At 44.2% G+C, this 25,113-nt stretch carries 22 protein-coding genes and 1 tRNA gene; 14 read left to right on the top strand and 9 right to left on the bottom strand.

Annotated elements, in window-relative coordinates; genetic code table 11:
• Nucleotides 1–14 precede the first annotated feature (14 nt).
• Nucleotides 15–3,938, bottom strand: coding sequence for a T9SS type A sorting domain-containing protein (locus KFE98_20435; protein UTW62340.1), 3,924 nt, complete (start codon nucleotides 3,936–3,938; stop codon nucleotides 15–17).
• Nucleotides 3,939–4,146: 208 nt separating this feature from the next.
• Between KFE98_20435 and KFE98_20440 the strand changes: the two genes are divergently transcribed.
• The 4 genes from KFE98_20440 (at nucleotide 4,147) to KFE98_20455 (ending at nucleotide 7,094) form a co-directional block, all read left to right on the top strand.
• Nucleotides 4,147–4,647, top strand: a complete 501-nt coding sequence (locus KFE98_20440) for a hypothetical protein (protein UTW62341.1) — start codon at nucleotides 4,147–4,149, stop codon at nucleotides 4,645–4,647.
• A gap of 14 nt (nucleotides 4,648–4,661) precedes the next feature.
• The gene (locus KFE98_20445; protein ID UTW62342.1) at nucleotides 4,662–5,780 is read left to right on the top strand and encodes a beta-lactamase family protein; all 1,119 of its coding nucleotides are present in this window, start codon (nucleotides 4,662–4,664) and stop codon (nucleotides 5,778–5,780) included.
• Nucleotides 5,781–5,899: 119 nt separating this feature from the next.
• The gene (locus KFE98_20450; protein UTW62343.1) at nucleotides 5,900–6,121 is read left to right on the top strand and encodes a hypothetical protein; all 222 of its coding nucleotides are present in this window, start codon (nucleotides 5,900–5,902) and stop codon (nucleotides 6,119–6,121) included.
• A gap of 376 nt (nucleotides 6,122–6,497) precedes the next feature.
• The gene (locus tag KFE98_20455) at nucleotides 6,498–7,094 is read left to right on the top strand and encodes a hypothetical protein (protein ID UTW62344.1); all 597 of its coding nucleotides are present in this window, start codon (nucleotides 6,498–6,500) and stop codon (nucleotides 7,092–7,094) included.
• Nucleotides 7,095–7,664: 570 nt separating this feature from the next.
• Here KFE98_20455 and KFE98_20460 read toward each other — a convergent pair.
• A tRNA-Leu gene (locus tag KFE98_20460) sits at nucleotides 7,665–7,746 on the bottom strand.
• Between the two features lie 186 nt (nucleotides 7,747–7,932).
• Here KFE98_20460 and KFE98_20465 point away from each other — a divergent pair.
• The 5 genes from KFE98_20465 to KFE98_20485 are packed head-to-tail and all read left to right on the top strand — an operon-like array spanning nucleotide 7,933 to nucleotide 11,150.
• Nucleotides 7,933–8,691, top strand: a complete 759-nt coding sequence (locus KFE98_20465; protein UTW62345.1) for a lamin tail domain-containing protein — start codon at nucleotides 7,933–7,935, stop codon at nucleotides 8,689–8,691.
• Between the two features lie 4 nt (nucleotides 8,692–8,695).
• A complete protein-coding gene (locus tag KFE98_20470; protein ID UTW62346.1) occupies nucleotides 8,696–9,094 on the top strand; it encodes a hypothetical protein in 399 nt (132 codons plus the stop codon).
• A 4-nt stretch (nucleotides 9,095–9,098) separates the two neighbouring features.
• On the top strand, nucleotides 9,099–9,869 hold the full coding sequence (locus tag KFE98_20475) for a VTC domain-containing protein (GenBank protein UTW62347.1): 771 nt from the start codon (nucleotides 9,099–9,101) through the stop codon (nucleotides 9,867–9,869).
• Nucleotides 9,853–10,506, top strand: a complete 654-nt coding sequence (locus KFE98_20480) for a DUF4956 domain-containing protein (protein ID UTW62348.1) — start codon at nucleotides 9,853–9,855, stop codon at nucleotides 10,504–10,506. Before KFE98_20475 ends, KFE98_20480 begins: the two co-directional genes overlap by 17 nt.
• Nucleotides 10,503–11,150 carry a DUF2490 domain-containing protein gene (locus KFE98_20485; GenBank protein ID UTW62349.1) on the top strand — a complete coding sequence of 216 codons (648 nt, stop codon included), beginning with the start codon at nucleotides 10,503–10,505 and terminating at the stop codon, nucleotides 11,148–11,150. The genes KFE98_20480 and KFE98_20485 overlap by 4 nt, the downstream gene beginning before the upstream one ends.
• A 2-nt stretch (nucleotides 11,151–11,152) precedes the next feature.
• On the opposite strand, the gene KFE98_20490 is transcribed toward KFE98_20485, so the two are convergent.
• From KFE98_20490 to KFE98_20505, 4 genes are read right to left on the bottom strand one after another with little or no spacing between them, the layout of a single operon-like run.
• Nucleotides 11,153–12,148, bottom strand: a complete 996-nt coding sequence (locus KFE98_20490) for a CotH kinase family protein (protein UTW62350.1) — start codon at nucleotides 12,146–12,148, stop codon at nucleotides 11,153–11,155.
• Nucleotides 12,088–13,341: a CotH kinase family protein gene (locus KFE98_20495; GenBank protein UTW62351.1), complete on the bottom strand. Its 1,254-nt coding sequence runs from the start codon at nucleotides 13,339–13,341 to the stop codon at nucleotides 12,088–12,090. The genes KFE98_20490 and KFE98_20495 overlap by 61 nt, the downstream gene beginning before the upstream one ends.
• A 9-nt stretch (nucleotides 13,342–13,350) precedes the next feature.
• The gene (locus tag KFE98_20500; GenBank protein ID UTW62352.1) at nucleotides 13,351–15,075 is read right to left on the bottom strand and encodes a hypothetical protein; all 1,725 of its coding nucleotides are present in this window, start codon (nucleotides 15,073–15,075) and stop codon (nucleotides 13,351–13,353) included.
• 52 nt (nucleotides 15,076–15,127) lie between these two features.
• Nucleotides 15,128–18,511, bottom strand: coding sequence for a PAS domain S-box protein (locus KFE98_20505; GenBank protein ID UTW62353.1), 3,384 nt, complete (start codon nucleotides 18,509–18,511; stop codon nucleotides 15,128–15,130).
• A 49-nt stretch (nucleotides 18,512–18,560) separates the two neighbouring features.
• Between KFE98_20505 and KFE98_20510 the strand changes: the two genes are divergently transcribed.
• From KFE98_20510 to KFE98_20525, 4 genes are all read left to right on the top strand, one after another.
• A complete protein-coding gene (locus tag KFE98_20510; GenBank protein ID UTW62354.1) occupies nucleotides 18,561–19,079 on the top strand; it encodes a hypothetical protein in 519 nt (172 codons plus the stop codon).
• 8 nt (nucleotides 19,080–19,087) lie between these two features.
• Nucleotides 19,088–19,627 carry a hypothetical protein gene (locus tag KFE98_20515; GenBank protein UTW62355.1) on the top strand — a complete coding sequence of 180 codons (540 nt, stop codon included), beginning with the start codon at nucleotides 19,088–19,090 and terminating at the stop codon, nucleotides 19,625–19,627.
• A 67-nt stretch (nucleotides 19,628–19,694) separates the two neighbouring features.
• Nucleotides 19,695–20,408 (top strand): hypothetical protein, encoded by a 714-nt coding sequence (locus KFE98_20520; GenBank protein ID UTW62356.1) that lies wholly within the window; start codon nucleotides 19,695–19,697, stop codon nucleotides 20,406–20,408.
• 73 nt (nucleotides 20,409–20,481) lie between these two features.
• On the top strand, nucleotides 20,482–20,859 hold the full coding sequence (locus KFE98_20525; protein ID UTW62357.1) for a DoxX family protein: 378 nt from the start codon (nucleotides 20,482–20,484) through the stop codon (nucleotides 20,857–20,859).
• Here KFE98_20525 and KFE98_20530 read toward each other — a convergent pair.
• Both KFE98_20530 and KFE98_20535 read right to left on the bottom strand, forming a co-directional pair.
• A complete protein-coding gene (locus tag KFE98_20530; protein UTW62358.1) occupies nucleotides 20,849–21,514 on the bottom strand; it encodes a uracil-DNA glycosylase in 666 nt (221 codons plus the stop codon). The genes KFE98_20525 and KFE98_20530 overlap by 11 nt on opposite strands.
• A gap of 11 nt (nucleotides 21,515–21,525) precedes the next feature.
• Nucleotides 21,526–22,497 (bottom strand): ABC transporter ATP-binding protein, encoded by a 972-nt coding sequence (locus tag KFE98_20535; GenBank protein UTW62359.1) that lies wholly within the window; start codon nucleotides 22,495–22,497, stop codon nucleotides 21,526–21,528.
• A gap of 135 nt (nucleotides 22,498–22,632) precedes the next feature.
• Here KFE98_20535 and glf point away from each other — a divergent pair, with 135 nt between their 5' ends.
• The gene (gene glf, locus KFE98_20540; protein ID UTW62360.1) at nucleotides 22,633–23,769 is read left to right on the top strand and encodes a UDP-galactopyranose mutase; all 1,137 of its coding nucleotides are present in this window, start codon (nucleotides 22,633–22,635) and stop codon (nucleotides 23,767–23,769) included.
• A 3-nt stretch (nucleotides 23,770–23,772) separates the two neighbouring features.
• Here glf and KFE98_20545 read toward each other — a convergent pair whose 3' ends face one another.
• Complete coding sequence (locus KFE98_20545) at nucleotides 23,773–25,095, bottom strand: glycosyltransferase (GenBank protein UTW62361.1); 1,323 nt, start codon at nucleotides 25,093–25,095, stop codon at nucleotides 23,773–23,775.
• Nucleotides 25,096–25,113: the final 18 nt, after the last annotated feature.

Here is a 25,113-nt window from a genome sequence, read left to right on the forward strand (position 1 = left end):
TCATCGCAATCACTTTATTCAATCACTAACTTTCGAGAAACCTCGCCTTTCGTAGTTACACATCGAAGCTGATACACTCCGGGTGGCAAATCATTTAGTGCAAGGCTGGTGCTTAACTCTCCTCCACTTACTTCATGGTTTTCGTTAATCACCATTTGTCCTTGGCCATTATAGAGCTGCAGTGTACAGTTTTCTGCATGCAAGCCTGTAAAACTTACCTGAACTGAAGTCCTTGCTGGATTCGGATATACAATCCATTGGACCTGTCGAGCAAAGGCCTCATTCACACTTAGGCAAACTCCTTCCTGGTATACATGAATACTATCGGTATAGGAGCATTGTGCTGACGAGGACGGATCGGTAATGGTCAATTTGATCAAGCCCGCCTGATTTACCCGAATAGACGAAGTGGTATCGGAAGTGCTCCACTGGTAGCGCATTCCCTGTAAAGGAGCGTGAAGTGTAATACTCGCATTCATACAGGTTGTGGTATCTGGCCCAAGATCAAATTGAGGGTCAGCACTGACTTTTACGGATCCATTGGCCTGACCGCTACACTGATTAGTATCGGTAAAGGAATACTGAATGGAATGCGTACCTACTCCTGATTTGGAAGGGTAAAACCAATTATTGACCACACCTTGACCTGAATATAGTCCTCCAACCGGAGTACCTGAATTTAAGGCTAATGAATCAGAACTTTCACAAAGATCCTGAATCGCACCTACCTGCACCTGTGGAGAAGCATGCACCACCATAGCGCTGGTATCGGCAGCGGTACAATTGTTTGTATCGGTATACTCGTAGATCAAATCGAAAGTACCCGGACCTGTTGACGATGGATTAAACTGATTTCCAGTAACACCAGGACCACTGTAGGTTCCTCCAAATGGACCTCCGGTGCGCAAAGTATAAGGGGCGTCATCTTCGCAGAGGTCATCCAAAATTTGCAGAAGAACAAAAGGCAAACGATTTACCCGTACCATTTGAAAAGCCGTATCGGTACATCCATTGAGGTAAGCGGTGTATCCTACCTTGTGTTTTCCAGGGCCTGCCAAAACCGGATCAAACTGACCATTAATCACCCCTGGCCCAAAATAATGGGTACTGATTCCTGACGGGATCACACTTCCTTGAACCAAAGCAAAGGGAGAACCACCTTCACATACTCCGGGAATCGGATTGAGAGTGGCATCGGGGGCGGGTTTAACCAACAGGTAAGCCTTGGCTTGTTCTTGCTGGACACATCCCTCCTTCTTCACCACCATGTCGTAGAAAAAGTTGAAAGATCCAAAAGGTCTACATGTAATGGTATTGGAGCCTTTGGTAATGGTCATCATGTTTTTGCTTTCGGTATAAGGGTATTTAAATCCGTCGGTGTTTCTCCTCAAACCACCGCAACTTGAACCTTTTGCAGTAATGAGGTAACCCAGCCCTTCAGGTATTTCCAAATCCAATTGAACTTTTAATCCAAACAGCGGATTGTATCCGGAATAGGGAATAGTAATGGAGTCAATAATCTGGGTACCAAAAGTCACCTCAACATGAATGGTTCCAGCGGTATCCTGCGGAAAAAAGGTAACCGAATCAAGGATAATATCGGTATGGGCATCGAACTCATAGCCATTAGCTACATCGCTTTCGTACAAATAGGCTCCAATGTAAAAGTCCTTTGGACCTACCCGGGTTTTAATTTCGTTGTAGGCTTCCACATAAAAGGTATCGTTCTGGGTGGGATTTGGAATGGGAAAGGTATCCCCTTCGTGCACAATTATGGTATTGGCCGAATCGGCAAACCAACGCGTTTTGGCCGTAGTGCCCAGGGCCACTAAAAACGTATCGTTGTGCGCACAGGTAATTACTGATGGTACAATGGGCGTACTGGGGTGAGGAAGCAAATTAATACTGTCAACAGCAAGGGTATCATCACTTCGGTCAAAATCATTGGCCAGTTGAGAATAAACCGACACATTAACCACACCGCCTGGAGCGGTTGAAAGGGTTCCCAACAAAAGTGTATCGGTCTCGTCTGGTTTTAAGGTGGTCACAGAATCCAAAAAGGTCCCTGTGGTAATTCCACTAACCGTAGCACCTACCTTGATGTTGTTTTGGGTGTTTTTTCCCACGTTTTTTACCACGGCTATGAGTGGCAAATTTGGATGACCACAGCCTTTGTTGAAAGGAGAAATGAGATCGATAATGGCAATATCGTTGGCCGCACGTACAAATTCATAGGCACCAATATCTGGCGTAAGTACATGGCGCTGAGTGTTCAATATATCGGCGGTAATTCCTGGAATTGGAATAGCTGCTTCGTCCAATTGAGAGGACTTTGTTTTTAGATCTGTTTGGGATTTAAAACCGGGATAAGCCACAAAGGAATTGGCCTCTTGTCCGATGAGGTTCTGATAGCTGGATAGATCGGGTATGTAATTGGTGTAAAGCTGATTGGTGTGGTGCCCCAGGTTGAATCCATTGGTGTAAAGGTTGTTGAAGTCGGAAGTATCTAATCCGGCCGAATTTCTGGCATCGAGGGCATAACCTCTGCGCAAATTAACGAAGCTGTTGTTGAGGATGGTTCCATGACTGCCGGTTTTCATATCGATAACCATGGCAGCGCTCCATCTTCCGCCCGAGGCAACCAATACGCTGTTGTAGACAAAACGATTGTAACTCCCATCATAGGCCATCATTCCGTAGGTAAAGTAGACACTGCTCCCCACAATGGAAACCGAGTTATTCGCAATGGTTACCGGATGATTGGGAAATCCATTGCATCGAGCCACGCTGATTCCAACGGACTGATAACCATCTACAATGATTTTGTTGCGCAAAATGGAAAAGGTGTCTGAGTCGCCGCAATAGATGCCTGACGGGCTAAATCCATTTTTCTGGGAACTGTAGCAATAGTTATCCTCGATGCTTCCTCCCCGCTGATGAGAAAAGAAAACTCCGGAATTGACATAATCTTCGAAGGTGTTGTTGATCACCACATTATTCGAATCCTGCTTGCTGTATTTACCTCCTACGAAGTAAACGCCAAAATTCCCCTTGCGGAAATAGTTGTTTTCAATGCGTGTGTAGGCACTTTGATCCAACTTTCCTCCTCCATCGTGAATAATCGCTTGATCACTCCCCACGTTGGTGGCAGGTGTTCCTAAAAGGCTATCGTTGGAAATGGTAATGTGGTGTACCGTACCGCTAAAAACGATAACCCGACCAAAGTTGGCATTGGTCGCCTCAAAGCTTAGGCTATCCAGGGTAATGTGACTTAGGTTTTGCAGTTTTAAAGTGTAGTTGTCGCTCACGTTAGGTGCATAATTGGTCAACTTGGCTGAAGCCGTATTTCCAGGTGCTCCCACAATCTTAATGGGATTGGAAGCCGAACTTCCGGGAATGGCGTTAAAATGGATTTGTTCCTGGTAAACTCCCTGACGTACTTCGATTCGAACCGGACCACAAACGCCCCAACTATTTAAAGCAGTTTCGAGGCTTTTCCAGGTAGTAAAGTCTGAAGACGATCCTCCCAGGGTATAGGTTCCATTTAGCCTTGCCGTGCCAGATGTATTACTGGTATCATTGGATGGGTCTGAATCGCTAACTCCATTGGGATTGAAGGAATAAGCTTTAACGGCATACTGATCTCCGGGAGAATAGGAGAATGAGCCCAGGGTAACCGTGGTTTGCCCTCCTGATGCCAATGAAGGCGTTAAGCTCACTGGCGATTGAGTGACATAGGCACCACCATTGGTTGAAACTGCCCAGGCAATGGACACCGATTGGAGTGAATTGGATCCTGAGTTGTTTAAGGTAGCTGTGAGGGTTTGTTGACCATCACAAAAATTTCCGTCGATTTGAGATAGTTCTGCATCATTGAGTTGAGCCAGAGCCAGCTGGGTAAGGCTGATGGCAAAGAGAGTGAAGAAAAAGGATTTCATTCGCGAATCTTTGGGGTGTTTCCCAGAAGACGTCAAAAACCTTCCCGGGTTGCTTAGATACACATTCCGGTTTTGTGAAACTGCATTTTGAGGGTTTGAATCGGTTTTAGCAAAAAGGGAGAACTCAAGAATGAGGAAATATGGACTTCAATTCCATTCAAATTTGGATATTTGATCAATTGATAACCCAAACCCAAAAACCAATACTATGAATCCATTTCCATTTTTGAGTGAATACGCTTGGCTGCTTTTCATTGGCGTAATGCTTATTAACCTTATTGGATTTAAATCCCGACTCAAACCGTATATCGAAGAAAAACCTGAACGTGAAGCGGGGTATAATCAAATTCTTAAGGGCTTTGCCTTTTTTGGAACTCTTCCCTGGTTGGTGATCGGAATAGGCAACTTATCCGGAATGACGAACAGCGTTTTCCAATATTTCCAGCCGAGAACCTTAAACCCAGCTGTACTTGCCTTTCACGGAACATTACTCCTTATTTACATTTTAACCATTCGATGGATATTCTTTAAAAACGGCGCTGAATTTATGTCTCAGCATCCGGGAATAATCCGTTACCAGTCATTCGGTAAGAGTGGCGATTTGATCTCCCCCAAACGAATCAAGACCTTTTTCGCCCTATCTATGGGTGGAGGAATTATTGCCTTGGGTATGATGTGGACTGTGGATATCCAAAACCACCTTTTTTAGCAAATCCTTAAACCATGATGAAACTCCTGCCTGGCATTCTCCTTCTTTTGATCTTTAATCTATTGTCCGGAAAGCGGCTCATAGCTCAATCCTGGGAAATGCGATTTGAGGCCCTACTCGATTCGGTTTACCAGGCCAATGAAGATGCTCTGGGAATTTTGATTCATGTGGAATCCAGGGATCAACACATTTCCTGGACCTCGGCTCGTGGCTTTTCCGATTCATCCCGAACGAGTCAGCTTACCTCAAACCAGCCTGTTCTGTTGGCCAGCAATACCAAAACCTATGTATCGTCTGCTACTTTGAAATTGGTTGAGCTGAATAAATTCACCCTGGATCAAAGCATCAAAGGCCTTCTTACAGACGGCACTCAATCGCTCCTTCAAGAAGGAGGATATTCAATCGAGCAAATCACTGTTCGTCAACTTCTCTCCCACACCTCTGGGATAAACGACTACGTGGACAAGAACTATTTTGAGCTGGTGATCAATCGCCCTCAATACCATTGGAAAAAAAACGAACAGATTCAACGAGCGCTAAGCAAGGGGCCAATTAGTGATCCTGGCCAGGAATTCCATTATGGAGATATCAATTACCTCCTGCTCACAGAAATTATTGAACAGCAAACCCAGAAACCTTTTTATACAGCCATTCGTGAATTACTCAACTACCAGCAATATGGATTGAATAGCACGTGGTTTATCAACCTGGAAGAAAAACCAGAACATCTGGCTCCGATGGCTCATCAATATGCCCAGAACTTCCATTTGGATTCTTATGCCATCAATCCATCCTGGGATCTCTACGGTGGCGGCGGAATGGCTGCTACCGTAAAAGATGCAGCCGTGTTTTATAACCATCTTTTTGAAGGCAAGATGATCCAAGACGAAGAACTATTAAAAGAGATGTATACCTACGTGCTGCCCGCTGAAAAATCGAAGTATTGTTTAGGTATCTATCATTTTGATTTTGGTTACCACCTGTATTACCACGGAGGCTGGTGGGGCACTGATGTAAACTACTGTCCGGAAACAAAAACATCGGTAGCTGTCTTTACCCTGGTCAAAGAAAAGCAGCATACCATCAATCCATTTTTAGGGAAAACGATCCAGGGATGGATATTTGATAAATAAGTTGAATTATGGGTCACAAAGCCGTTTGTTTAAACTGCCACCGCGTGGAAAATTTGGGGACTGACCTTACTCAATTGCGAATTGGAAAGTGTCCGGAATGCTCGTATGAAATGATTCTCATGAATCATCGTTTCCGTCCTCCTAAGAAAACGGACAAAAAAGCCTGGGAAGTGGTCAAATACCTGGTCGCTCATGGATTTGCGTTTCAGCACATTTTTCAAGAAGGCAAATCGGATTACTACAAAACATCCACGGACAATTATGTCAAATGGCCCAAAACCTTGAAAGAAGCTGAAGAATTTATCGAGAAGTATAAAAGCCAGAAAACCGATGATGGTTGAAAGCATCCGGCAATTAGAAAAGAAGTGAGGTGAGTGCGAAGAAAAATTAGTTCCGGGTCCTCGCAAAGCGAGTGTGAGCACGAGAAGCGAGGAAAATTCAGCATGAGTCTTCGCACTTTCGCGCTCATACTCACACTGAATTTGTACGGAGGACGAGACTACTCTCGAACCATTTTTAACTTATATTCAGGAGGTCAAGAACTTGAAAGGGGAGGTTGAGGAGTGTTGGATTGAATTGGTTAATTTAGTTTTAAACTGAGCAGTATTTCTATTGTTGTGGCCAAATTTTAATATTCGATAACCTGCTTTATGTACAATGAAAATAACATCATGTTGTTGTACATATGTAGTGGTGCATTAAAAGAAACCTATAATCTTGAATAAGTCGCTTAAAATCTCAATCATATTATCAATCGTCTTTGTCGGACTGATTAGACTTAGACCTATATGGGAGAGAAATCCAGGCGGACTTTGGAATGTCATTTTCTTTATAGCGATTGCAGCACTTTTCGTTTGGATTTCAATCAAAATCCTTATTGAGGTAGTTATGGTTATTAAAAATCGAAAAGCTCTAAAATTGATTTCATTTCTACCAATAGGAATCCTTCTATTCGGACTACTTGACGGAGTGTACAATCCACTGAGATTAAACCTTGAAAATGTCTATGGTGACGTGACATTTAGAGCTTGTTTTGAAGGTACTCAGAATCAGGCAACTTTTAAATTAAGAGAGCCTGATAAATTTGAAATTCATTGGACGGGCGTATTTTTCTATGATGAATTCTTCGTTGGTACTTACTCTAAAAGTGGCGACACTCTTCTTCTCGATTATAAAGGAAAGAAGCCTAGTCGATTTGGAAAAAAGATTTTAATGGATAAAGAAAATGAGACTTTACAGACCATTCGCACTGAAAAGGATAGTTTAGAATACGTTGTTCCGTTCTACTATGGATACTGTAAAGGATTAAACTAAGAGAAGATAAAAAACGACACCACAACAATGTATAGGAATCATATCCGCCTATCGGAGGCTACGCTTCATATACTAAATGTTACAAGCAATTAGAAAATCAAGATGTTGAATTTGTTTAAGAAGAAAACCGAATTAGATGTTTTTGAGAAAGGAATATGGCTTTCTCGAAAATGACTTTGGTTATGGTCTAATGACAAAAGAAACTCAACCTCGGCATAGTTTATTCCCTGCGGTCATGAGATCGCTTCGCTAAGTTGCAACTAAGGCGAAACTATCATTAAGGTTCAAATACACATTTTCAGGAATAGAATCAGCTAATTTGCACAATCGCCTCGAACCTGCCCGATACGCAGACTGCAACAGAAGAAAATAAAGATTTTCCAAGATCCAGTCTCGTTGTCTTAGTGTCTTTGAAAGGAAGAAATCGGAAGAAACCAATCAGCGATGATTGAAAGCAGGTCTTAAGCTCTGGAAAGTAGAAAGTGAAAGTTAGAGCGAGTTTGAGTGCGAGTGCGAGGAAAATTCAGCATGAGTTTTCGCACTCTCGTGCTCACACTCACACTGAATTTGTACCAGAGGTGGGATTCGAACCCACACACCCGAAGATACACGTCCCTGAAACGTGCGCGTCTACCAGTTCCGCCACTCTGGCAAAATGTTCTAAGAAATACGCCCTCCGCAGAAAGCGGCGGCAAATATACAACAGTCTTTTTCTATGCAAAGGGAATGGTAGATTTTTAATTTTGGCGCCTGAGTTAACGATGCGGTGTTCATGGTCGGTGCAACATTGACCGGATTCTTGTTTGGTTTATCCTACTTTTATGCTTTTCTAACTTAAATGTTAAGAGGTTTGGTCGTTCGTATGGGAAGAGGATTGATGTTATGGGCCTTATTGCTTACCGGAATTGTAGCACAGGCGCAGCAAGTGGTGTTTTCTGAAGTGTTGGCTGTAAACAAAAAAGCGGTCATGGATCCATCCGGTGAGTACGATGACTACATCGAGTTTTACAACCCCAGTGAAGTAGAAATTGACCTAAGCGGCTATTTTCTCTCCGATGATAAAGACTCTCTCTACAAATGGAGCTTTCCAGAAGGCACTACCGTAGATGGTGGCGACTACCTAATCGTATGGGCGGATGGCCAAACGGCTCAATCCGGAATTCATGCCTCGTTTAAATTGAGCTCCAAAGGTGAAACCCTTTACCTCAGCAACCCCAGTAAGATTCAAACCAGTAAATTCAAATTTGGACGTCAATACAAGAATGTGTCCTACTCCTATCTTCCGGCTACCTCAAGAGTGAAGAAGTATACCAAACCCACGCCTGGAAAAGCCAATGGCCCTGCCTGTAAGCTTTTACTTAAGGCCAAAAAGAAAAAAGGTGGAGTGAAGGCCCTTTGGGATCCGATGAAAACCACCATTCAGGTACAGCGCGAAGGAGATAAGATTTTGCGCGTTGAGGTGAGTAACAAAGAAGGAAGTAAAATTTACCGAACAGAATTAAACCCGGGAGACGAAGAGATTAACCTCTCCGATGTTCCTGCAGGGAAATACGAATTGAAAATCGGCCCGAATACCTACCGCTTAGTAATACAATAAGATTATGAGAAACCTCATTTTAGCAGCCTTCATTTTTGCAGGAATATTGGCTACTTCATGCAGCAAAGAACCTGGAAGAGGCGGGCGAACAACGTTGAAAGGAACCTTGATGGTGACTTATATCGAAGAGTCAGACTCTACTATTCTGGGAATTGAACCGCTATCCGATGAGCGGGTTTACATCATTTATGGCAATGGTTCTACCAATGACGACGATGTGAGATCCAGCTACGACGGCACCTTTAAATTTGACTTTCTGCATGAAGGAAGTTACAAGTTGTACGCCTATTCGGAATGCACTACTTGCCTGACTAAACGGGAAGAAGTGGTCATCGAAACCGAAATTCCTAAGAAATCAGATCAGGTAGATATTGGAATCCTGATGATAACCCGCTACAAATAAATCCTTGAAGGAATCCATTCTACATAGCATTAGAGCCGTTCCTGCCATTGACCTGGCAGAACTGGCATTGGTGGACTTTCCTTCACGCACGGATACCAAATTTATTTTTGACCCTAACCTTGTTCCCGAATTTCTGGAATCGGTAGCTCACGACTTAAAGGTGTTGGAAGTAAACGGCACCCGGATGTTTGACTATCAAAATGAATACTATGATACGGCACAGTTTAAGAGCTTTGCCGATCATCAGGTTGGAAAAGGGAATCGGGTTAAAATACGTTCTCGCAAGTATGGAGAAAAAGGCCCTTTTTACCTGGAGATTAAACACAAAAACAACAAAGGCGAAACCCTAAAAGAACGACTACGATTGGCTCAATGGGCTGACCGAAACTCAGAAGTGGCCAATCAGTTTTTAAAGGAACGCATCTCAATGGGGTTTGAAGAGTTAAACCAAATTATCCCGGTGAACTATAGCCGGGTCACCTTTGCGAATGCTTCGCTTACTGAAAAATATACCCTGGATATAGGACTGCACACGGTAGACAACAATGGAAAAATTGACTTTTCCTACCTGGCTATAGCCGAAGTAAAACAGACTCGTTTTTCCCGTAAAAGCCCTTTTATGCAGGGATTGAAACAGCGAAAAATTTATCCGCACAAGTTTTCCAAGTACTGCTTTAGCGTAATGCACACCCATCCTCTCCTTAAACACAATCGATTTAAAGGAATAGTGAGAACTGCTCAAAAAATAAAATTGAACTATGACTCTGCTGCTTGACATATTCATGGACGGCGACAAACCGAGGAGGTTTTTCGGAATAAAGCTTTATGACGTAGACTTTATTGAATTGTGCCTCCGATTGGGACTGAACCTGCTCACGGCCTATATCGTGATTTGGCTCATGTATCAACCCACCCGAAAAAACAGCGAATACCTGTTTACCTACCTGGTGATGAGCCCTCTGGTGTTCTTCATCTGCCACTTGTTTGCCACGACGGATCTCAGTATTGGTTTTGCCTTTGGACTCTTTGCCGTATTCTCCATTCTGAGGTATCGCACCACCACTATTCCGGTAAAGGAAATGACCTATATGTTCATCATTATCTCGATTGCGGTGATCAATGCGATTTCCACCAAAAAGGTGAGCTATATCGAGCTGATGTTTACCAATGTGTTCATTGTATTCTTAACCTACTTCATGGAAAAACTGGTGAACAAGGGTGGAATTCAAACTCAAATCATGATCTACGAAAATGTGGAGAACCTGTTACCTGAAAATGAACACCTGCTTCGAGAGGATATCCAAAAACGAACAGGCAAAGAGGTCATCCGATTTGAAATTCTGGAATCCGATTACCTCAAAGACACCGCACGGCTGCGTATATTCTTTAAAAATGGGAGGAGTCAATCATGATGAAGTGGCTGGTTCCTTTGGTGATAATAGGTTGGCTAATGGCCCTCCCCTCTTCTTCCTGGTCTCAGGCTCAAAATGACTATGAGCTTTGGACAGGTGCCATTGTAAGTGGTAAAGTGAAAAAGAAGCTAAAGCTCACCGGAAAATACCAAGTCCGATTTAAGAACAATGCCTCCCAACTAAGATCGCAATACCTTCAAGGAGCTATCCGGTACAAGTTTGCCAAATACTATTTGCTGGGTGCTAACTATCGCCTCTCCGATTTTGAAGAAACCTTGGTGGTACATCGATTCGACATCAACAACTATTTCCGACTTCCGATCCAAAAAAACTTTTTTGAGTTTCGATTCAAGTACCAGCTTTCCTTTCCTCAAGCCGGGCCCAATTTTCAGCGCTATCGTTTTCGTTTGCGCTACGTTCACAAGATCAATAAAAAGCTTCGGATCTATGGAAAGATTCAATATTTCTATACCGTATCGAATAGCTATAGCGCCTGGAATAGACAACGCTACGTAGCAGGTGGACGGATAAGAATATTCAAGAAAAACTACCTGGATCTATTCCTTCAGTACGATCGTCAAATGAACATCGAATCTCCGGTACAACGTTTCGTTACCGGAGTCAACTACATGCTAAGCTTCTGATCTTAGCGTACACTCAATTTTCTTACTTCCCGATGCCCATCTTCAGAAATCACCTGAATGAGGTAGATTCCTGAGGGAACCTCGCCTGTGTCAAATTGAAGGTAGGACGCTTGATTTCCTTGAACGGCCAGCAGTACTTTACCAGATACATCAATGAGCTCCACCCGATTGATAAGACCACCAAACTTCACATTCACCTGGCCTGTAGTGGGATTGGGATATACCTTTAAATCATTAACAGCGGCCACCTCCAAATCTTCGGTGGATACGGAAAGCTGGCAGTTGCCCGGAACATGAATATCCATCCACTGAGCACGTCCTTTGGCCCAGGTTTTTAAATAATCAATTTCCTGAGCATAGGTATCACCCACGAAGTTGTTGGGCCATACATAACGCCCCAACGTTTTCCAGTGGTAGTGATTTCGATCGGCAGCTGCTCCCATGTCCGCAACGGCGTCATCAATGATTTTATTGATGTTCTCATTGGTGAACCCATGAAGTCGGTGAATTTGCCACTGACAGTTTACATGCTTCGCAAATTCGGGATCTTGAAGAAACCGGAAGAACCAAAACATTCTTCGTCCTTCTTTATCATAGAGCCAATCATCGGTTTCTTCGGCTCGCTCTGTCCCAAAGTCTACATTTCCATAGCCCAGGTTAAAATCCCAAATAGGCCCGAGGTGAATTTTGTTGTCGTCTTTCTCGTGGTTTTTATACATGTACACACTGTAGCGGTAGGCATCAATGTCTTTGCTAAACTCATTCAAAAGGAAGAAGTCGATCGCACTGGACATATCCAGGTATTTGCGATAACCGTTGTCCGGATCGTCAAAATCACTGGACAACAAGTTGTCTTCCAAGGTTTGCATGTAATCCTTGATATAAGCTTTTTGGGCCGGCATCATATCTTCTGGATCGGGGTAGTAGTATTGATAGGTCAAGTCCTTAAACCCTGAGATACCATTGGTGTGTTGAATCTTAAATGTATCACCCGGCAAAGCCCCTCCGGCCAGTCGATACGTAGCATGTAACCACCTGACAAATCGGGAAGCGCTACTTCAGAGCTATCCAGCTTTTTAATCGCAACCCGGTTTTTATCACGTTTTACTTTTTCGGTAAAAACATATACTCCCAAGTAATAGCCGTTGTGAAACACTTCTACCAGCTGCGTTCTTGGAGCGTACTCCCAGAGGGTTCTTCCCAAATTATAGGTCAAGTAGTTACGCAACAAACTTTTGTCACTATACGGAGCATACAACACCCAATCGTTTTCTTTTGGAAAGCCAAACAAGCTCACGTTATTGTTTTCACCAACAGAATCCTGGGTTTCAATACGAAACGATTTTTTGGGAAATTCCAGCGTACTGTTTCCGCGGTACTTAATGGCAATATGCCCATCGTAGTGATTTCCCGCCTGATCAAAGGGAGTGTTTTGTCCTTCACCGTTCCAGGCAATTTCCATGGTTCCAGGAATCTTAACCGAATCATTGAGCTTGGCCGAGGTTAAACGAACAATGGGCAAAGACGAGTACTCTTCAAACATAGGAGGAGTTACAAACCAAGATGGCGGAGCCGAAAAATGGGTAGAAGCATCTTTAATCCCAAAAGTGAGGTTAAAGAATGCGGACATATCCGATGAAAACGTTGTGTTGTTATGCACCTGAATAGCCAATACGTTGTTCCCATTTTTGATGGAATAAGCCAATTGAAACTTTTTAATCAAGTAGTCGGATCTTTTGCCTCCCTGGTATAGCTGAGCTTCTCGATCAAAATCAGCCAAATCATTGTAGGCCGGTTCGGTCCAAACCGTTCCAATGTTTTCGCGGGTCATCTCTACCCCATTGATGTAAGCTACAAAGGCATCATCAAAATCCGCTGACAAAACCGCTCCAACAAACTTGGAGGTATCGCTAATGTTGAATTTAATTCTCAAGTACAACGACGTAGCCTGATTTACAACAGTAGAATCGTCACCATCGCCATACCCAAAACTCCCCTTGCCTTTTTTCCAGGAAGAGTCGTCGTAGTTTTCTTTGTTCCAATCCTGAGGTGGAGCGGTTGTTCCTTCAAAGTAGGCCCATTCGTCCGTTTCGAGAACTGCCGTTTCCCAGTGATTCACCGCACCATACTGCGCCCATGCGGAAACGCTAAACATTAAAGCCATTAAGGCTACCAGTACCACTTTCTTCATAATCACCTCCTACCTATTATAAACCCTTAAAACCGGGTAGCGTTTGTGCGTCTTCTCGTAATAGGGCGATTGGTAAAATATCCAAGCCAGCTGAGCTCTGTGGTTTCCCGCAAATTCAGCATCGCTATTCCTTTTGGCATCAAACTCACGTTTTAGATCGGGATCGGTGTCCAGCAATTCCTGCGCAACATCGTCGAAGGCAAAGGCCGAAAACCACTCTTTCTGCATCAAAATATTATCGAAAAAATTCCACCTGAAAAAAGAGTCTGCTCCCCGAGGTTCTAAAACTTCCACCAAATATCTGACATTTTTTTGTTGAGTGGGAATGATCCAATCCCCGGAATAGAACTGAACCCTCTGGGTATCTCTCCTGATTTTCAGATCGGTATGCGCAAAATGGTTCTCATAGGCATGGTTCAGGGATTTAACTTTTTCGATGTAATAGACCTCTCCGGGGATAAGCGTATCCTCAGTTAGGGCCTGCATTTCCACGCGATTAAGCTGCAATCGGTCTACCACATCTTCATAGCACTGTGGCAGGATGTAATAATCGGGCAATGAAACGGAATCGGTTGCCTTGTAAGTGCGGAAATAAGGAATGTTAAAAGTTTTAGGCTCGTCTCTTTGATAGGCCAATTTAGCCTGACCGGTCACCGCACTTACCGCCTGCTCATGTCCATACCCTTTAAAAGGAAGAGAATCCCATTGGTTGGTATCCAGTTCCCAATTGAGGTCATAAATCTGCTGCCCGACGCTATACTCGTTGGCCAATTCGCGTACCCGGCTGAGTTCGGTATGATTTCTCGAAGCATACTCGGTCATAAATTTTAGAAACTGATAGGTATGCTCTACGCGTTGCGTAAAAGTCTTGTACTTGTGAGCCTCGGTAATGATACCAATGGTATTGAACAGATTTACATATCCGGAGGAATACCTGGGTGTTTCCATAAAGTCCATAATTCCCTCCTCGGGGGTCTTTCCGCGTCCATACACATAAGGAACTACCTCGTAACCCTTCTCTTCCATTTTGCGGTAAATCAGGGGTTCCATTTTGCCATAGACATACTCCGCAAGTACGGGGTTCATTTTTTCCTTTTGGGAAAGAATAAGAGTTAGTGTGTACTGGTGATCGGATCCATTGGTGGTGTGGGTATCAAAAAACAAATCCGGATTCCAATCGTGGTAAATACGGCTAAACTCCCGGGCATTGCGGGAATCACATTTGACAAAGTCGCGATTCAGATCCAGGTTTTGGTAGTTGCCCCGAAATCCACATTCGGTGGGGCCGGGTTGACCGCTTCTGTTATAAGGTGACCGATTGAGCATCCCTCCAACATTGTAGACGGGAATGGCTATGACTACTACATTGGGAAACAACTTGCGGTGGGTGGCCAGGTATTCGAACAAACGAACGGTTGCATCCACCCCACATGATTCTCCAGGATGAATAGCGTTGTTGATTAGAATGACGCTTTGTTCTTTCCGATCAATCTGTTGGGGATCAAATTCCTGATTGGCGTTAAATATAGCCAGGTGCAAAGGGCGGCCAACATCGGTTTTACCGTATTCTACCATTTCTACTTCTGGGTACTCCTTCACGAGGTAATCAAAAGCCGAGATGGCCTGTTCGTAGGTAAAACTTTCATTTTGAGGATAGACATAATCCACCTGAGCGGATAGATTTATCGTTCCTAAAAAAATCCAGGTCAATACAAGCAAAGCGACATGTTTCATGGCGTCAAATCTAAGGACTTTGCCCATTATACCTAAAGGAAGAAAAGAGGGACTAATAAGGGAGGTCAATCACAAAATCGGCGCCTGCTCCTACCCGACTCACCACATTGATGGTTCCACCCAGGGCATCTACCTGAGATTTTACGAGATACAACCCTAATCCGCGGCCGGTTACTCCAAGTTCGTCATTGAAGCGCTCATACAGCCTAAAAATGCGTTGCTGGTGTTTCTCCACGTCGATACCCAGTCCATTGTCTTTTACACTTATCACTACTCCTTTGGAGGAACTGCTCAAGGTGATGTGTATTTCAGGTTCACGAAGGGGATGGCGATACTTGATGGAATTGCTCACCAGGTTGTGCAGGATGTTTTGAATATAGCTTTTAATGGAATAGATGCTATCAATTCCCTGCTTACGGAGGAAGATTCGAGCGCCACTTTCATCCAAGGCTTTTTTCAATCCGGTTTTCACACTTTCCACCACCTCAGACACATCAATTTCTTCTTTCATGTCTCTGGAGCGATTTCGAATGCTAATGGTTTTGTTCAAATCCTTGATAATCTTATCCAGGTTATTGGTCGATTCGCAGATCAGGTCCATGATTTCCGCATTTTCCTGGCCGCAGCTGTTTCGATCCAATATTTCCGTTAGACCAAGGATAGAAGCTACGGGGCCCCGCAGGTTGTGGGAAATGATGTAGGAAAATTGTTCCAAATCCCGATTCTGTCGGGTTAGTTGATCGATAAGTTCACTCTTCTCAAGTTCCACCTTTTTCCGGGCACTGATGTCCCGTCCGCTTGCGATTATTACATCGCGTCCCTTGTACCTACCCTTGTGCAAGAGTACCTCCTTGGGAAATACGTCTCCATTCGCCTTTTTGCTCCACCAATCAAATTGAACTTTTTCCCCTTCCCACGCCCTGCTCAGAGCCTCACGCACCGCATTAATGTCGTTCATACCTGGGGCAGCGAATATTTCCGGAGTCCGTCCAACGATTTCGGATCGCTCCATACCGTACTTCTCGACTACGGCATCGTTAACATCTAAAAATTCGCCTTTCTCGTTCTGAATATAAATCAGATCAATACTGTGGTTGAAAATCTCCTGATAGGTTTGTTCTACCTGCTTAACATGGGTAATGTTTCTACCCTCTAAAATGATGTAGGCAATTTGGTCATTGGCATCTTTGATCGGACTGAAGGTCACATCCAGTACCGCATCTCCATCAATTCCTTTGAGCACCAATTCTTTTCTCAGAAAATGGCCTTCGAGCACTCCGGTAAGTTCCCAGGTTAAATGATCTTTTTCGGATCGGTCTAACTTCCAAATGGGGCTATCGCTAATGGGATTTCCAATAAGTTTATCCACATCTTCTCCGAGGTATTCACGCGTACGCTCATTTACTTCTACCACACTTCCATTTCCGTCCAGCAGCATGATAAAATTGTAAGCGTTGTGGTATATGCCGCGGAGCTTAATCTCACTTTCTTCGATGTGCTGAAACTGCCGTTTCTTTTGGGTTATGTTCACTGCAATGAACAACACCGATTTCTTTCCCAGCGATTCAATCCGGGAAGCCGTCATTTCCACGTCCAGGGTATCTCCGTTTTTCCGCAATAGAGCATACTCAAATTGTTCCTGATCTTTTTCACCGCTCAAAAGGACCTTGTTAGGACAAGTAAGCGAATTTGCCCCCTCTCCAGAAGGGCTTAAATCAGCACAAGATCGCCCGATCAACTCTTCTTGAGTAAATCCTGTAAGATCGGCCATGGCCGGATTAGCATACACGATTTTGTTGTCGGTGGTTATGAATATTCCAGCGGCAGCATTATTGGCCAGCGTTTGAAACCTGATTTCACTTTCCTTTCGCTCGGTAATATCGATCACCGATCCAATGCCCATAATGGGCTTTCCGTCATGATCACGGGCAAAAACCTTACTGTAAACTGCCGACCATCGATAGTGACCTTCTTTGTGAAGAAGCCTGAACTCGAGTGGAACAATAACCCCTTGATCAGAGCTTTCGAGCCTTTTTTCTTGCTCCTCCATTTTGGGCATATCATCCGGATGAACCAGTTCATAAATTCCCTGATCCAGGGCGGCTATCTCAGATTTTCGGTAACCATAGAGACGAGCAAAACGATCGGCACCTTCTATGAGTTTTTTAGATCTATAGTCGATAATGTAAACCACTCCAGGAGCCGTTTCCACCATGTCGTGACTCTTTTGGCGATTGACCATCACCTCTCGCTCAAAATTCTTTTGAACGCTAATATCTTGCGTGGATCCGATCACATAGCGAACCGTACCATTTTTCCGGCGCTGAAACTTAACGAAGGAAACCAGGTGTTTTACTTCCCCATCAGGAAGTTCTATACGGTGCTCAAAAGATATGTCTCTGCTTTCCTCCTGTGCCTGACGTATTTTGCGATTAATCACCGCAATATCTTCCTCCATGGTCATGGCAAAAAGCTGGCGATAATCCGTAATGGGATCCATGGGTGACTTACCGTAGATGCGGTAAATCTCTTCCGAAATCTCAAATTTGTCATGCTCCACATCGTACATCCAAACCCCAAAGCGAGCCAACTTTTCGGCAGCTTCACCCGCTTTTACCCTTAAAAGACGGTCCCTTTCCGTCATATCCGGGGTGTTCAGTTCCTTGGCTACACCATGCATACGAATAACGCGATCCATTTGATCCTTAATCGGAGTGAGCCGGTCTTCCAACCAGATGTAGTCGTCCGAATCTTTAATTCGAAAGCGATATCGCCGATGGTGACTTTGTCCATCGCTTAGTGCAAGCCGGGTGGCTCGCTTCATTTGCTGAATATCATCTGGGTGAATGAGCGATTCCCATTCCCGTTTCAAAGCAGCTAATTGATTTGGCCTAAAACCAGTCAATTCTGCCAATTCATCGCTGGCATAGCTCACCGACCACTGGCCTTCGCTATCGGGCACCAATCCCAATTCAAAGAAAATCTCTCCCGTGGTCTTATCCCTCGGTTCAAGGGGTTCAGAAGGGCGAATGGGATTGAGTACCCGCTTCACACGCATGTGCTGAATTTCTTGATGCAAGAGGTCTGGAATCTGATTCATATCCTCAGCATCGAGCACCTGTTGAACACCACTTTGCACTGCTGTCACTACTTCACGGGTCGGAGCCTCATCGGCTACCAGAATGATAGCTACCTGAGAAACAATGTTTTTTACGCGACTAATTAAAGCCTGAGATTGCCCTACACGAGGGGTAGTAATTATTACCGCCTGTGCATGGATTAACTCGTCTAAAAACGTATCTTTTTCGGCCAGAAAGAGAATCTGGTAAGGGCCTGTTGAAAAGGCATCCTTCACCGATTTCTGGTCAAGTTTTTGCAAAGGATCAAAAACAACGAGCTTAAAGCTATCCGTACCTTTAGGCGACTCCAATTGCATCAACGAAAAATATTGAATGATACGGTTAAACGGCTCTCAACATTCGTACATGAAGATAACGGCAAGCACATTGTTTTCTCTATTATGGGTCCTGATTCTGATCTCCTGTCAATCCACAAAAACCACCACTCCTAAAGCAAAAAAAGGCGGACTCACCTTTCACTTTCAACACATTTCTCCTTATTGTGGCGGTGCCCGACCGACTGAAGAAATGGAAAACGAGCGGTCCAAGGGTTCGGCTTGGGCCAATCAAGTCATTTACCTCACGGTTAACGAAAACGATCCTCAGAAGTTTCAAACGGATAGTAGCGGAAATTTGGTTTTGCCCTACAAGGCCGGTAAATACTGCTTTTTCCTCCCCTATAAAAAGGAAAAAAAATACCTCGAGGACTGGAAAAAAGCAGGTTGGGAATTTGATGAAGAATGCCTGGCCAAAAAAATGGCCGAATGCGATTTTCAAAAGGAAGTGGCCGTAAAGGATACTACCCTCTCGTTTCGGGTATATGGACGTTGCAACTACCAAGGCCCCATACCCTGTACCTCTAACCCAGGAATGCCTCCTCCCTGATTTACTCCATGACGACGGAACAACAAACCTACAGGACTCAATTGGTCAATCTGATTGAGCAAGAAAACTCCAAAAGGCAAGCCCAAAAAATTGCTGAGCTCATTGCACAGAAGCCTGAGCTGTTTTCCGCCTTGGTGGATCTGTTTTTAAATGCTTCTCCAACGCTTTCAATGCGGGCCTCCTATGTGGCTGAATTTGTATACCTCCGTGATACGAGTCTGGTGGAACCTCACATTGAGTTTATGGCTCGCCATGTTCTCGATTTCCCGCATACGGGTACCCAAAGAAACTTGCTTAAAATTTTAGCTCGTTGTCCTTTGCCTAAAGAGAATTTAGGTTACTTACTGCAAGCTTGTTTCGACCTTGTAGAAAATGCCATTACACCTCCGGCGGTCAAGGTTTGGTCATTGGAATTGCTTTACCGAATTGGACTGCAGGAGCCAGAAATTAATGGCGAGCTACGGTTGATTCTGGAAGCGCTTTATGAAACGGGATCGGCTGGCGAAAAAGTGCGCAGTCGTGACATCTTGAAAAAAATGAACCACTAATCGGTTGTGAGTTCCCACTTGATTTCCTGAAGTACTAAATCCACGGAATAACGTTATTTTTAGAAGAATGAAACGTTTACCGGCAGATTGGTTGACCTCGAAGTGGGTAGATTTTGAGTATAAACAATACCAACTGCTCGCCTATTTGCAGCAGGTAGAAAAGGCCTTTGACGGAAATCAACTCTATCCACCTCTTGAAGATTTAAAGCAACATCATGGTCAGCTTCAGAATTTGATAGAAGCGCAAAAATTGATTCAACAAGGATTTAGTGCAGACTTGACAGGTATTGATCTTCAAAAACAAGAATTGAACTTTCACATTTCAGAACAGGAAACAACAACCTTAAAGGAGTTTAACCAAATAACGGAGTATGCCCTGCCAAAGCTTCAACACGCTCTGGACAACGGTAATGAACGCCTGGCGGAGGTGAAAAACGACCTGCAAATGGAACCGATTGGACTTCAGCCCTTGTATCTGCGGGAAGGCTATCTTTTGCTTCAACCCGGAAACCACTCGGATGTGCATATTTACCGGTATCGGGTAAGGCCCGTAGAATTGAAAGGCGAACCTTTCCACAACCTTCAAACCTGGTTTCTACGCAGTGAAGTCAGATCCCTCAGCAAATCGCTGAGGCAAATTAAATTGGACCTGATCAAGCAGTTTAAAAACTTACCCAATCCTGCTACCTGGTTCTTTCAACATAAGCAGGATCTACCTCTTACTCAAACACTTTTACCAGTATCCAGGCATTTTCTTTGGAAAAAGGTGATTGAAGGCTAAACCTTCTTTTACTTTCTCTTGTCCTAAAAAAGACAACAGTGCTCTCGAGCAGCCTAAATACAGCATGATTAACATGTACGATTTCCGATCTGACAATTGGCCCTATTTGCTATGCCTATGGGCGGTTTGTTACGTTTTTAGTTTAGCCGGATTGACCAAATTCACTCCAGCTCCGGCTCATTGGCCAGACAATTTTAAACGCTGGAATCTACCTATTCCACTGATTTACGTAATTGGTTTCCTGGAATTTACCGGTGCATTCGCCCTACTCTTTCCAGCCATTCAGCAAATGGTTATTTGGGTTTTAGGTGGAATTATGGTTGCAGCACTTTCGATTCTTGCCTTGAACCGGGAGGCCTTTCGATTTCTCGTCATCCCCATGGTGATATTGACCCTACTCACCCTGATTCATTGGATGGGATCAGATGCGTCCATTATCTCTACCAATTGATCGGCTCTCGATCAATAGATTTCAGGTAATCATTACATCGACTAAAATGCTTGTTTCCAAACCAGTATCCCTTATTAGCACTCAATGGTGAAGGGTGACCCGATTCGAGAACGCAATGACGACCCCGATCTATGTGTGATCCTTTTTTCTTGGCAAATCCTCCCCAGAGCATAAACACGACCTGCTCCTTATTCTCATTGACCTTTTGAATGACGGCATCGGTAAATTTCTCCCAGCCCTTGCCTTGATGACTTCCCGCTTGTCCCTGACGCACGGTGAGCGAAGCATTAAGCAACAACACTCCCTGATCGGCCCATCGTTCTAAATTTCCCGACTGTGGAACAGGCAATTGCAAATCGTCCTGAACTTCTCGAAAAATATTGTTCAGAGACGGTGGAAAGGGAATGCCATCGGCCACCGAAAAACACAAACCATTGGCCTGACCAGGGCCATGATAGGGATCCTGACCAATTATCACCACCCTAAGTTGATCCCAGGGACAATGATCAAAAGCGGAAAAAATCAATTTTCCCGGGGGATATACAGTTCCGCTTTGGTATTCTCCTTTTACAAAATCAGTAAGTTGACCGAAGTAGTCCTTTTGAAACTCTTCCGCTAAAACGCTTTTCCAGCCGTCTTCAATTTTTACATCCATGGTTATTTAGCTTAAGATTTGTTTTTAATCGTAAATCGGATGGTACCGGAGTATTCCTTCTCATCGCCGAGCGGAAGAAAGAAAGTCAGCTTTTGCCCCTTATAATCAACAAAAAGTTCTCGGTAGAATCCGCTGTAACGTATTCCGGTAACCTTGCCTGACCATGGGCCTTGCTCATCGGGAACGAAATGTTCGGGCCGTATATATTGAGTAGTCCCTCTCTTTTCCCAGCTATTGAATTCGCCCAACAATCCAGCCGTATATTCATCTACCGGCTCGTTGTAAAGCACTTGAGGTGAACCTTGTTGAATCAGTTTACCTTTTCGCAAAACAACCACCTCATCAGCGTTTTTAAGCGTTTCATGGTAGTCATGAGTCACCGTGACAATGGTCGTTTGGTGAAGCCGCGTTTGCTCATTGAGGTAGTGGTAAATTCGGTTCTTTGTTTGGGGATCTAAGTGAGCAAAGGGCTCATCCATGAGCAACAATTCTGGCAATTCGATTAAGGAGCGAGCCAGAGAAAGTCGCTGTTGTTGTCCTCCGGAAAGGTGTACAGGCATCTTGTTGCTTTCCTTTTCCAATTGAACCAGGGCCAGCATTTCCTTTACTTTTTGATCGCGTTCGCGAACCGTGTACCCAGGAGACAACACACTTTCCAAATTCAGCCGAACGGGTTGATAAGCGTTGTAATCCATTCCCTGGCTAACCAATCGCATGTGGTGATGACCCGGAATAAGAATTTCGCCAGGACCTCTCACTCGCTGTCCCTTCATTCGTACTCGCCCCTTGTCCGGAGCCAAAAGACCATAGATGCATTTGAGCAAGGTACTTTTTCCACTTCCCGTCTCGCCAATGATAAAGAGGTGTTGACCTTTAAAAACATCAAACGATATTCCTTTTAAGGCCCACCGGACACGATCTCCTTCAAACTTTTTGTGTACTCCAAATACACGTAGCAGTTGCTCCTTTTCCTCCCTTGTCATGGTACAACGAAAGTAGAATGAAAAGCACCTTTTTCCCTTCCGAAAACCACTCTATTTATTTACAACTTATCCATACCCAGCAAGAATTTACCAGATTTTGAGTTTGATTCCCTCTTAAACGCTTTTTTTGTAGCTATGGAATGGGATAAGGTAGACTACCTCGTTGTTGGAGCGGGCTTTTTTGGGTCCGTCATTGCTGAGCGCATTGCAAATGACTTGAATCGACCGGTGACGGTGATTGACAAGAGACCTCATATTGGAGGTAATTGCTACAGCAAAATCGATGAGCAAACGGGAATAGAAGTACACGAATATGGCACCCACATTTTCCATACGGACAATGAAAAAGTATGGAACTACATCCAGGGTTTTACCGGATTCAATAGCTACCGCCACCAGGTATTAACCACTTTTCAGGATCGGGTATACCAGATGCCTATCAATTTGGAAACGATCAACTCCTTCTATAATGTTAACCTAAAACCCTTTGAGGTAGATGATTTTCTGGCCCAGGAAATTGCCAAGGAACCGATTGACAATCCAACCAATTTTGAAGAAATGGCATTGAGCATGATTGGCCGCCCCTTGTATGAGGCTTTTATTAAAGGCTACACGCTTAAGCAATGGCAAAAACACCCCAAAGATTTACCGGCTTCCATCCTAAAGCGATTGCCCTTTCGACGCAATTACGACGAAAGCTACTTCCACTCTACCTGGCAGGGTATTCCAACCGATGGTTACACGGCCATTTTTGAAAAAATGCTCAACCATCCCAACATTGACCTACAGCTTAACACTGATTTTTTTGATATCCGTGATCAAATCGGAGAGCATACGTTGATCATTTACAGTGGCCCGATTGACCGCTTCTTTGACTACCGCTATGGAAAATTGGATTGGAGAAGCCTCAGGTTTGAATCTGAAGTGGTGAAGGTTCAGGATTACCAGGGTACATCGGTTATGAACTACGCGGAAGAATCAGTGCCTTATACCCGCATTCACGAACCGAAGCACCTACATACAGAGCGTCCAGTCTATCAAAATGAAGAAAGCCTGATTATTCGGGAATACTCTTTGATGGATGATGGAAGTGCTCCCTATTATCCGATCAACGATGAGCGAAATCAAAAACTCATTCTTCAATACCGAGAAGAAGTCAATAAACTAAACAAGGTTTTGATTAGCGGGCGATTAGGAGACTACAAGTACTACGACATGCACCAGACCATAGCGGCTGCTTTGGAAACGTACGAACAAAAAATTAAAGGATAGGTACTACTGAGCGCCCATGTCTCTCAGAAAATCGGCTAATTGGCGGCTGGTTTCGTAGCGACTTTTGCTTTTGATGTAATCCGTATCTGTGTTATTGATCATAGGATTACCCGCACTCCAGCGATCGTAAACCTGGCGGATAAAGCTTGCCATCTCCTCTACCTTGTCTTTAGCATACAGACGGGCATTATCTACTTCTCGCAGCATGATAGCCGCTTCGCCAACGGGATTGCCAATACAGAGTACAGGATTTCCACTCGCCATGTATTCCATCAGTTTTCCGGATATAAGGATTTCGCTGTCCTTCATTTCGGGAAGCACATTGAGCAGGAGCTGAGAACTTTTCATCTGAACCAAAGCTTCAGCGTGAGAAACGTAACCTCGAAAGTCCATTTCCATAAAGGGTAGCTCCCGGGTAAAGGCTTCCAAAATGGCCTCCTCAATATTTCCGGCAAACACCATTTTCACCTTACCCTTCTCAACTTCGGAGAATGCCTTTTTCAAAGCCTCAATCATAAAGGTGTAAGGTTGGTTGCTACTCATCAATCCGGTGTAGGAAAGCTGGAAGTGATCGTGTTCTTCAGCCTTTAATTCATCCATTAGGAAGGAATCAAACCCGTTGTAGATGTAGTGAATCTTGTCCTCTTTTCCTGGAATCTTTTGCCCCAAAAGTTCTTTGAGTTTAACCCCAACGGTAAGTACTTGATCGGCACCGAGTAACACATCACGCTCCAAGCGGGCGTCTTTTTCATTGGCCCAATCCATGCGCATTAAATCCTTCACGTAATACAAATCGGTCCAGGGATCGCGCAAATCGGCTAACCATTTAATGGGGAACTCTTTTTTCAGTTTCAATCCCATCAGGTGGGTAGAATGAGGAGGGCCAGTGGTAATGAGTAAGTCGATGTTATGTTCCCGGATCAATTTTCGAGCTTCGGGCAAGGCATATCGATTCCATCCCATTCGAGCATCGGGTACAAAGAAGTTGCCTCGAACGAAGGTGGATAGCTTATGAAAAAAGCCCTTTTTGTCGGTTCCTACGTGACCTTGGGGAATTCCCTTGTTCGCACTTCCGGAAACCAAAAGCGAATACATTTTCAGGGGTTCGAGGGTAGAAGTCCGGTGCGTTTCTACATGCTTGACTCGCTCTAAAAATGCAGGGTCAACATGTTTGTACGAGGCACTTTCTTCCTTAACGGTAACCACGATGGGTTCAAATCCAAACTCGGCCAAGTAGCGGCAAAAATACATCCACCTCTGAACGCCGGATCCTCCGCTGGGAGGCCAGTAATAGGTTAGGATCAGTACTTTTTTGGATGCCTTCATCAGAGACTTGCAAGTATA

It is taken from the genome of bacterium SCSIO 12741 (assembly GCA_024398055.1).
Taxonomy (GTDB): domain Bacteria; phylum Bacteroidota; class Bacteroidia; order Flavobacteriales_G; family Salibacteraceae; genus SCSIO-12741.

What these genes read in the sequence shown, in the direction of transcription:
- KFE98_20525 (UTW62357.1), top strand. Translation starts at nt 20,482, where the DNA reads ATGTACGATTTCCGATCTGACAATTGGCCCTATTTGCTATGCCTATGG.
- KFE98_20535 (UTW62359.1), bottom strand. Translation starts at nt 22,497, where the DNA reads ATGACAAGGGAGGAAAAGGAGCAACTGCTACGTGTATTTGGAGTACAC.
- KFE98_20465 (UTW62345.1), top strand. Translation starts at nt 7,933, where the DNA reads ATGTTAAGAGGTTTGGTCGTTCGTATGGGAAGAGGATTGATGTTATGG.
- KFE98_20505 (UTW62353.1), bottom strand. Translation starts at nt 18,511, where the DNA reads ATGCAATTGGAGTCGCCTAAAGGTACGGATAGCTTTAAGCTCGTTGTT.
- KFE98_20485 (UTW62349.1), top strand. Translation starts at nt 10,503, where the DNA reads ATGATGAAGTGGCTGGTTCCTTTGGTGATAATAGGTTGGCTAATGGCC.
- KFE98_20450 (UTW62343.1), top strand. Translation starts at nt 5,900, where the DNA reads ATGAATCATCGTTTCCGTCCTCCTAAGAAAACGGACAAAAAAGCCTGG.
- KFE98_20520 (UTW62356.1), top strand. Translation starts at nt 19,695, where the DNA reads ATGAAACGTTTACCGGCAGATTGGTTGACCTCGAAGTGGGTAGATTTT.
- KFE98_20515 (UTW62355.1), top strand. Translation starts at nt 19,088, where the DNA reads ATGACGACGGAACAACAAACCTACAGGACTCAATTGGTCAATCTGATT.
- KFE98_20480 (UTW62348.1), top strand. Translation starts at nt 9,853, where the DNA reads ATGACTCTGCTGCTTGACATATTCATGGACGGCGACAAACCGAGGAGG.
- KFE98_20445 (UTW62342.1), top strand. Translation starts at nt 4,662, where the DNA reads ATGATGAAACTCCTGCCTGGCATTCTCCTTCTTTTGATCTTTAATCTA.
- KFE98_20495 (UTW62351.1), bottom strand. Translation starts at nt 13,341, where the DNA reads ATGAAGAAAGTGGTACTGGTAGCCTTAATGGCTTTAATGTTTAGCGTT.
- KFE98_20435 (UTW62340.1), bottom strand. Translation starts at nt 3,938, where the DNA reads ATGAAATCCTTTTTCTTCACTCTCTTTGCCATCAGCCTTACCCAGCTG.
- KFE98_20510 (UTW62354.1), top strand. Translation starts at nt 18,561, where the DNA reads ATGAAGATAACGGCAAGCACATTGTTTTCTCTATTATGGGTCCTGATT.
- KFE98_20530 (UTW62358.1), bottom strand. Translation starts at nt 21,514, where the DNA reads ATGGATGTAAAAATTGAAGACGGCTGGAAAAGCGTTTTAGCGGAAGAG.
- KFE98_20440 (UTW62341.1), top strand. Translation starts at nt 4,147, where the DNA reads ATGAATCCATTTCCATTTTTGAGTGAATACGCTTGGCTGCTTTTCATT.
- KFE98_20545 (UTW62361.1), bottom strand. Translation starts at nt 25,095, where the DNA reads ATGAAGGCATCCAAAAAAGTACTGATCCTAACCTATTACTGGCCTCCC.
- KFE98_20500 (UTW62352.1), bottom strand. Translation starts at nt 15,075, where the DNA reads ATGAAACATGTCGCTTTGCTTGTATTGACCTGGATTTTTTTAGGAACG.
- glf (UTW62360.1), top strand. Translation starts at nt 22,633, where the DNA reads ATGGAATGGGATAAGGTAGACTACCTCGTTGTTGGAGCGGGCTTTTTT.
- KFE98_20470 (UTW62346.1), top strand. Translation starts at nt 8,696, where the DNA reads ATGAGAAACCTCATTTTAGCAGCCTTCATTTTTGCAGGAATATTGGCT.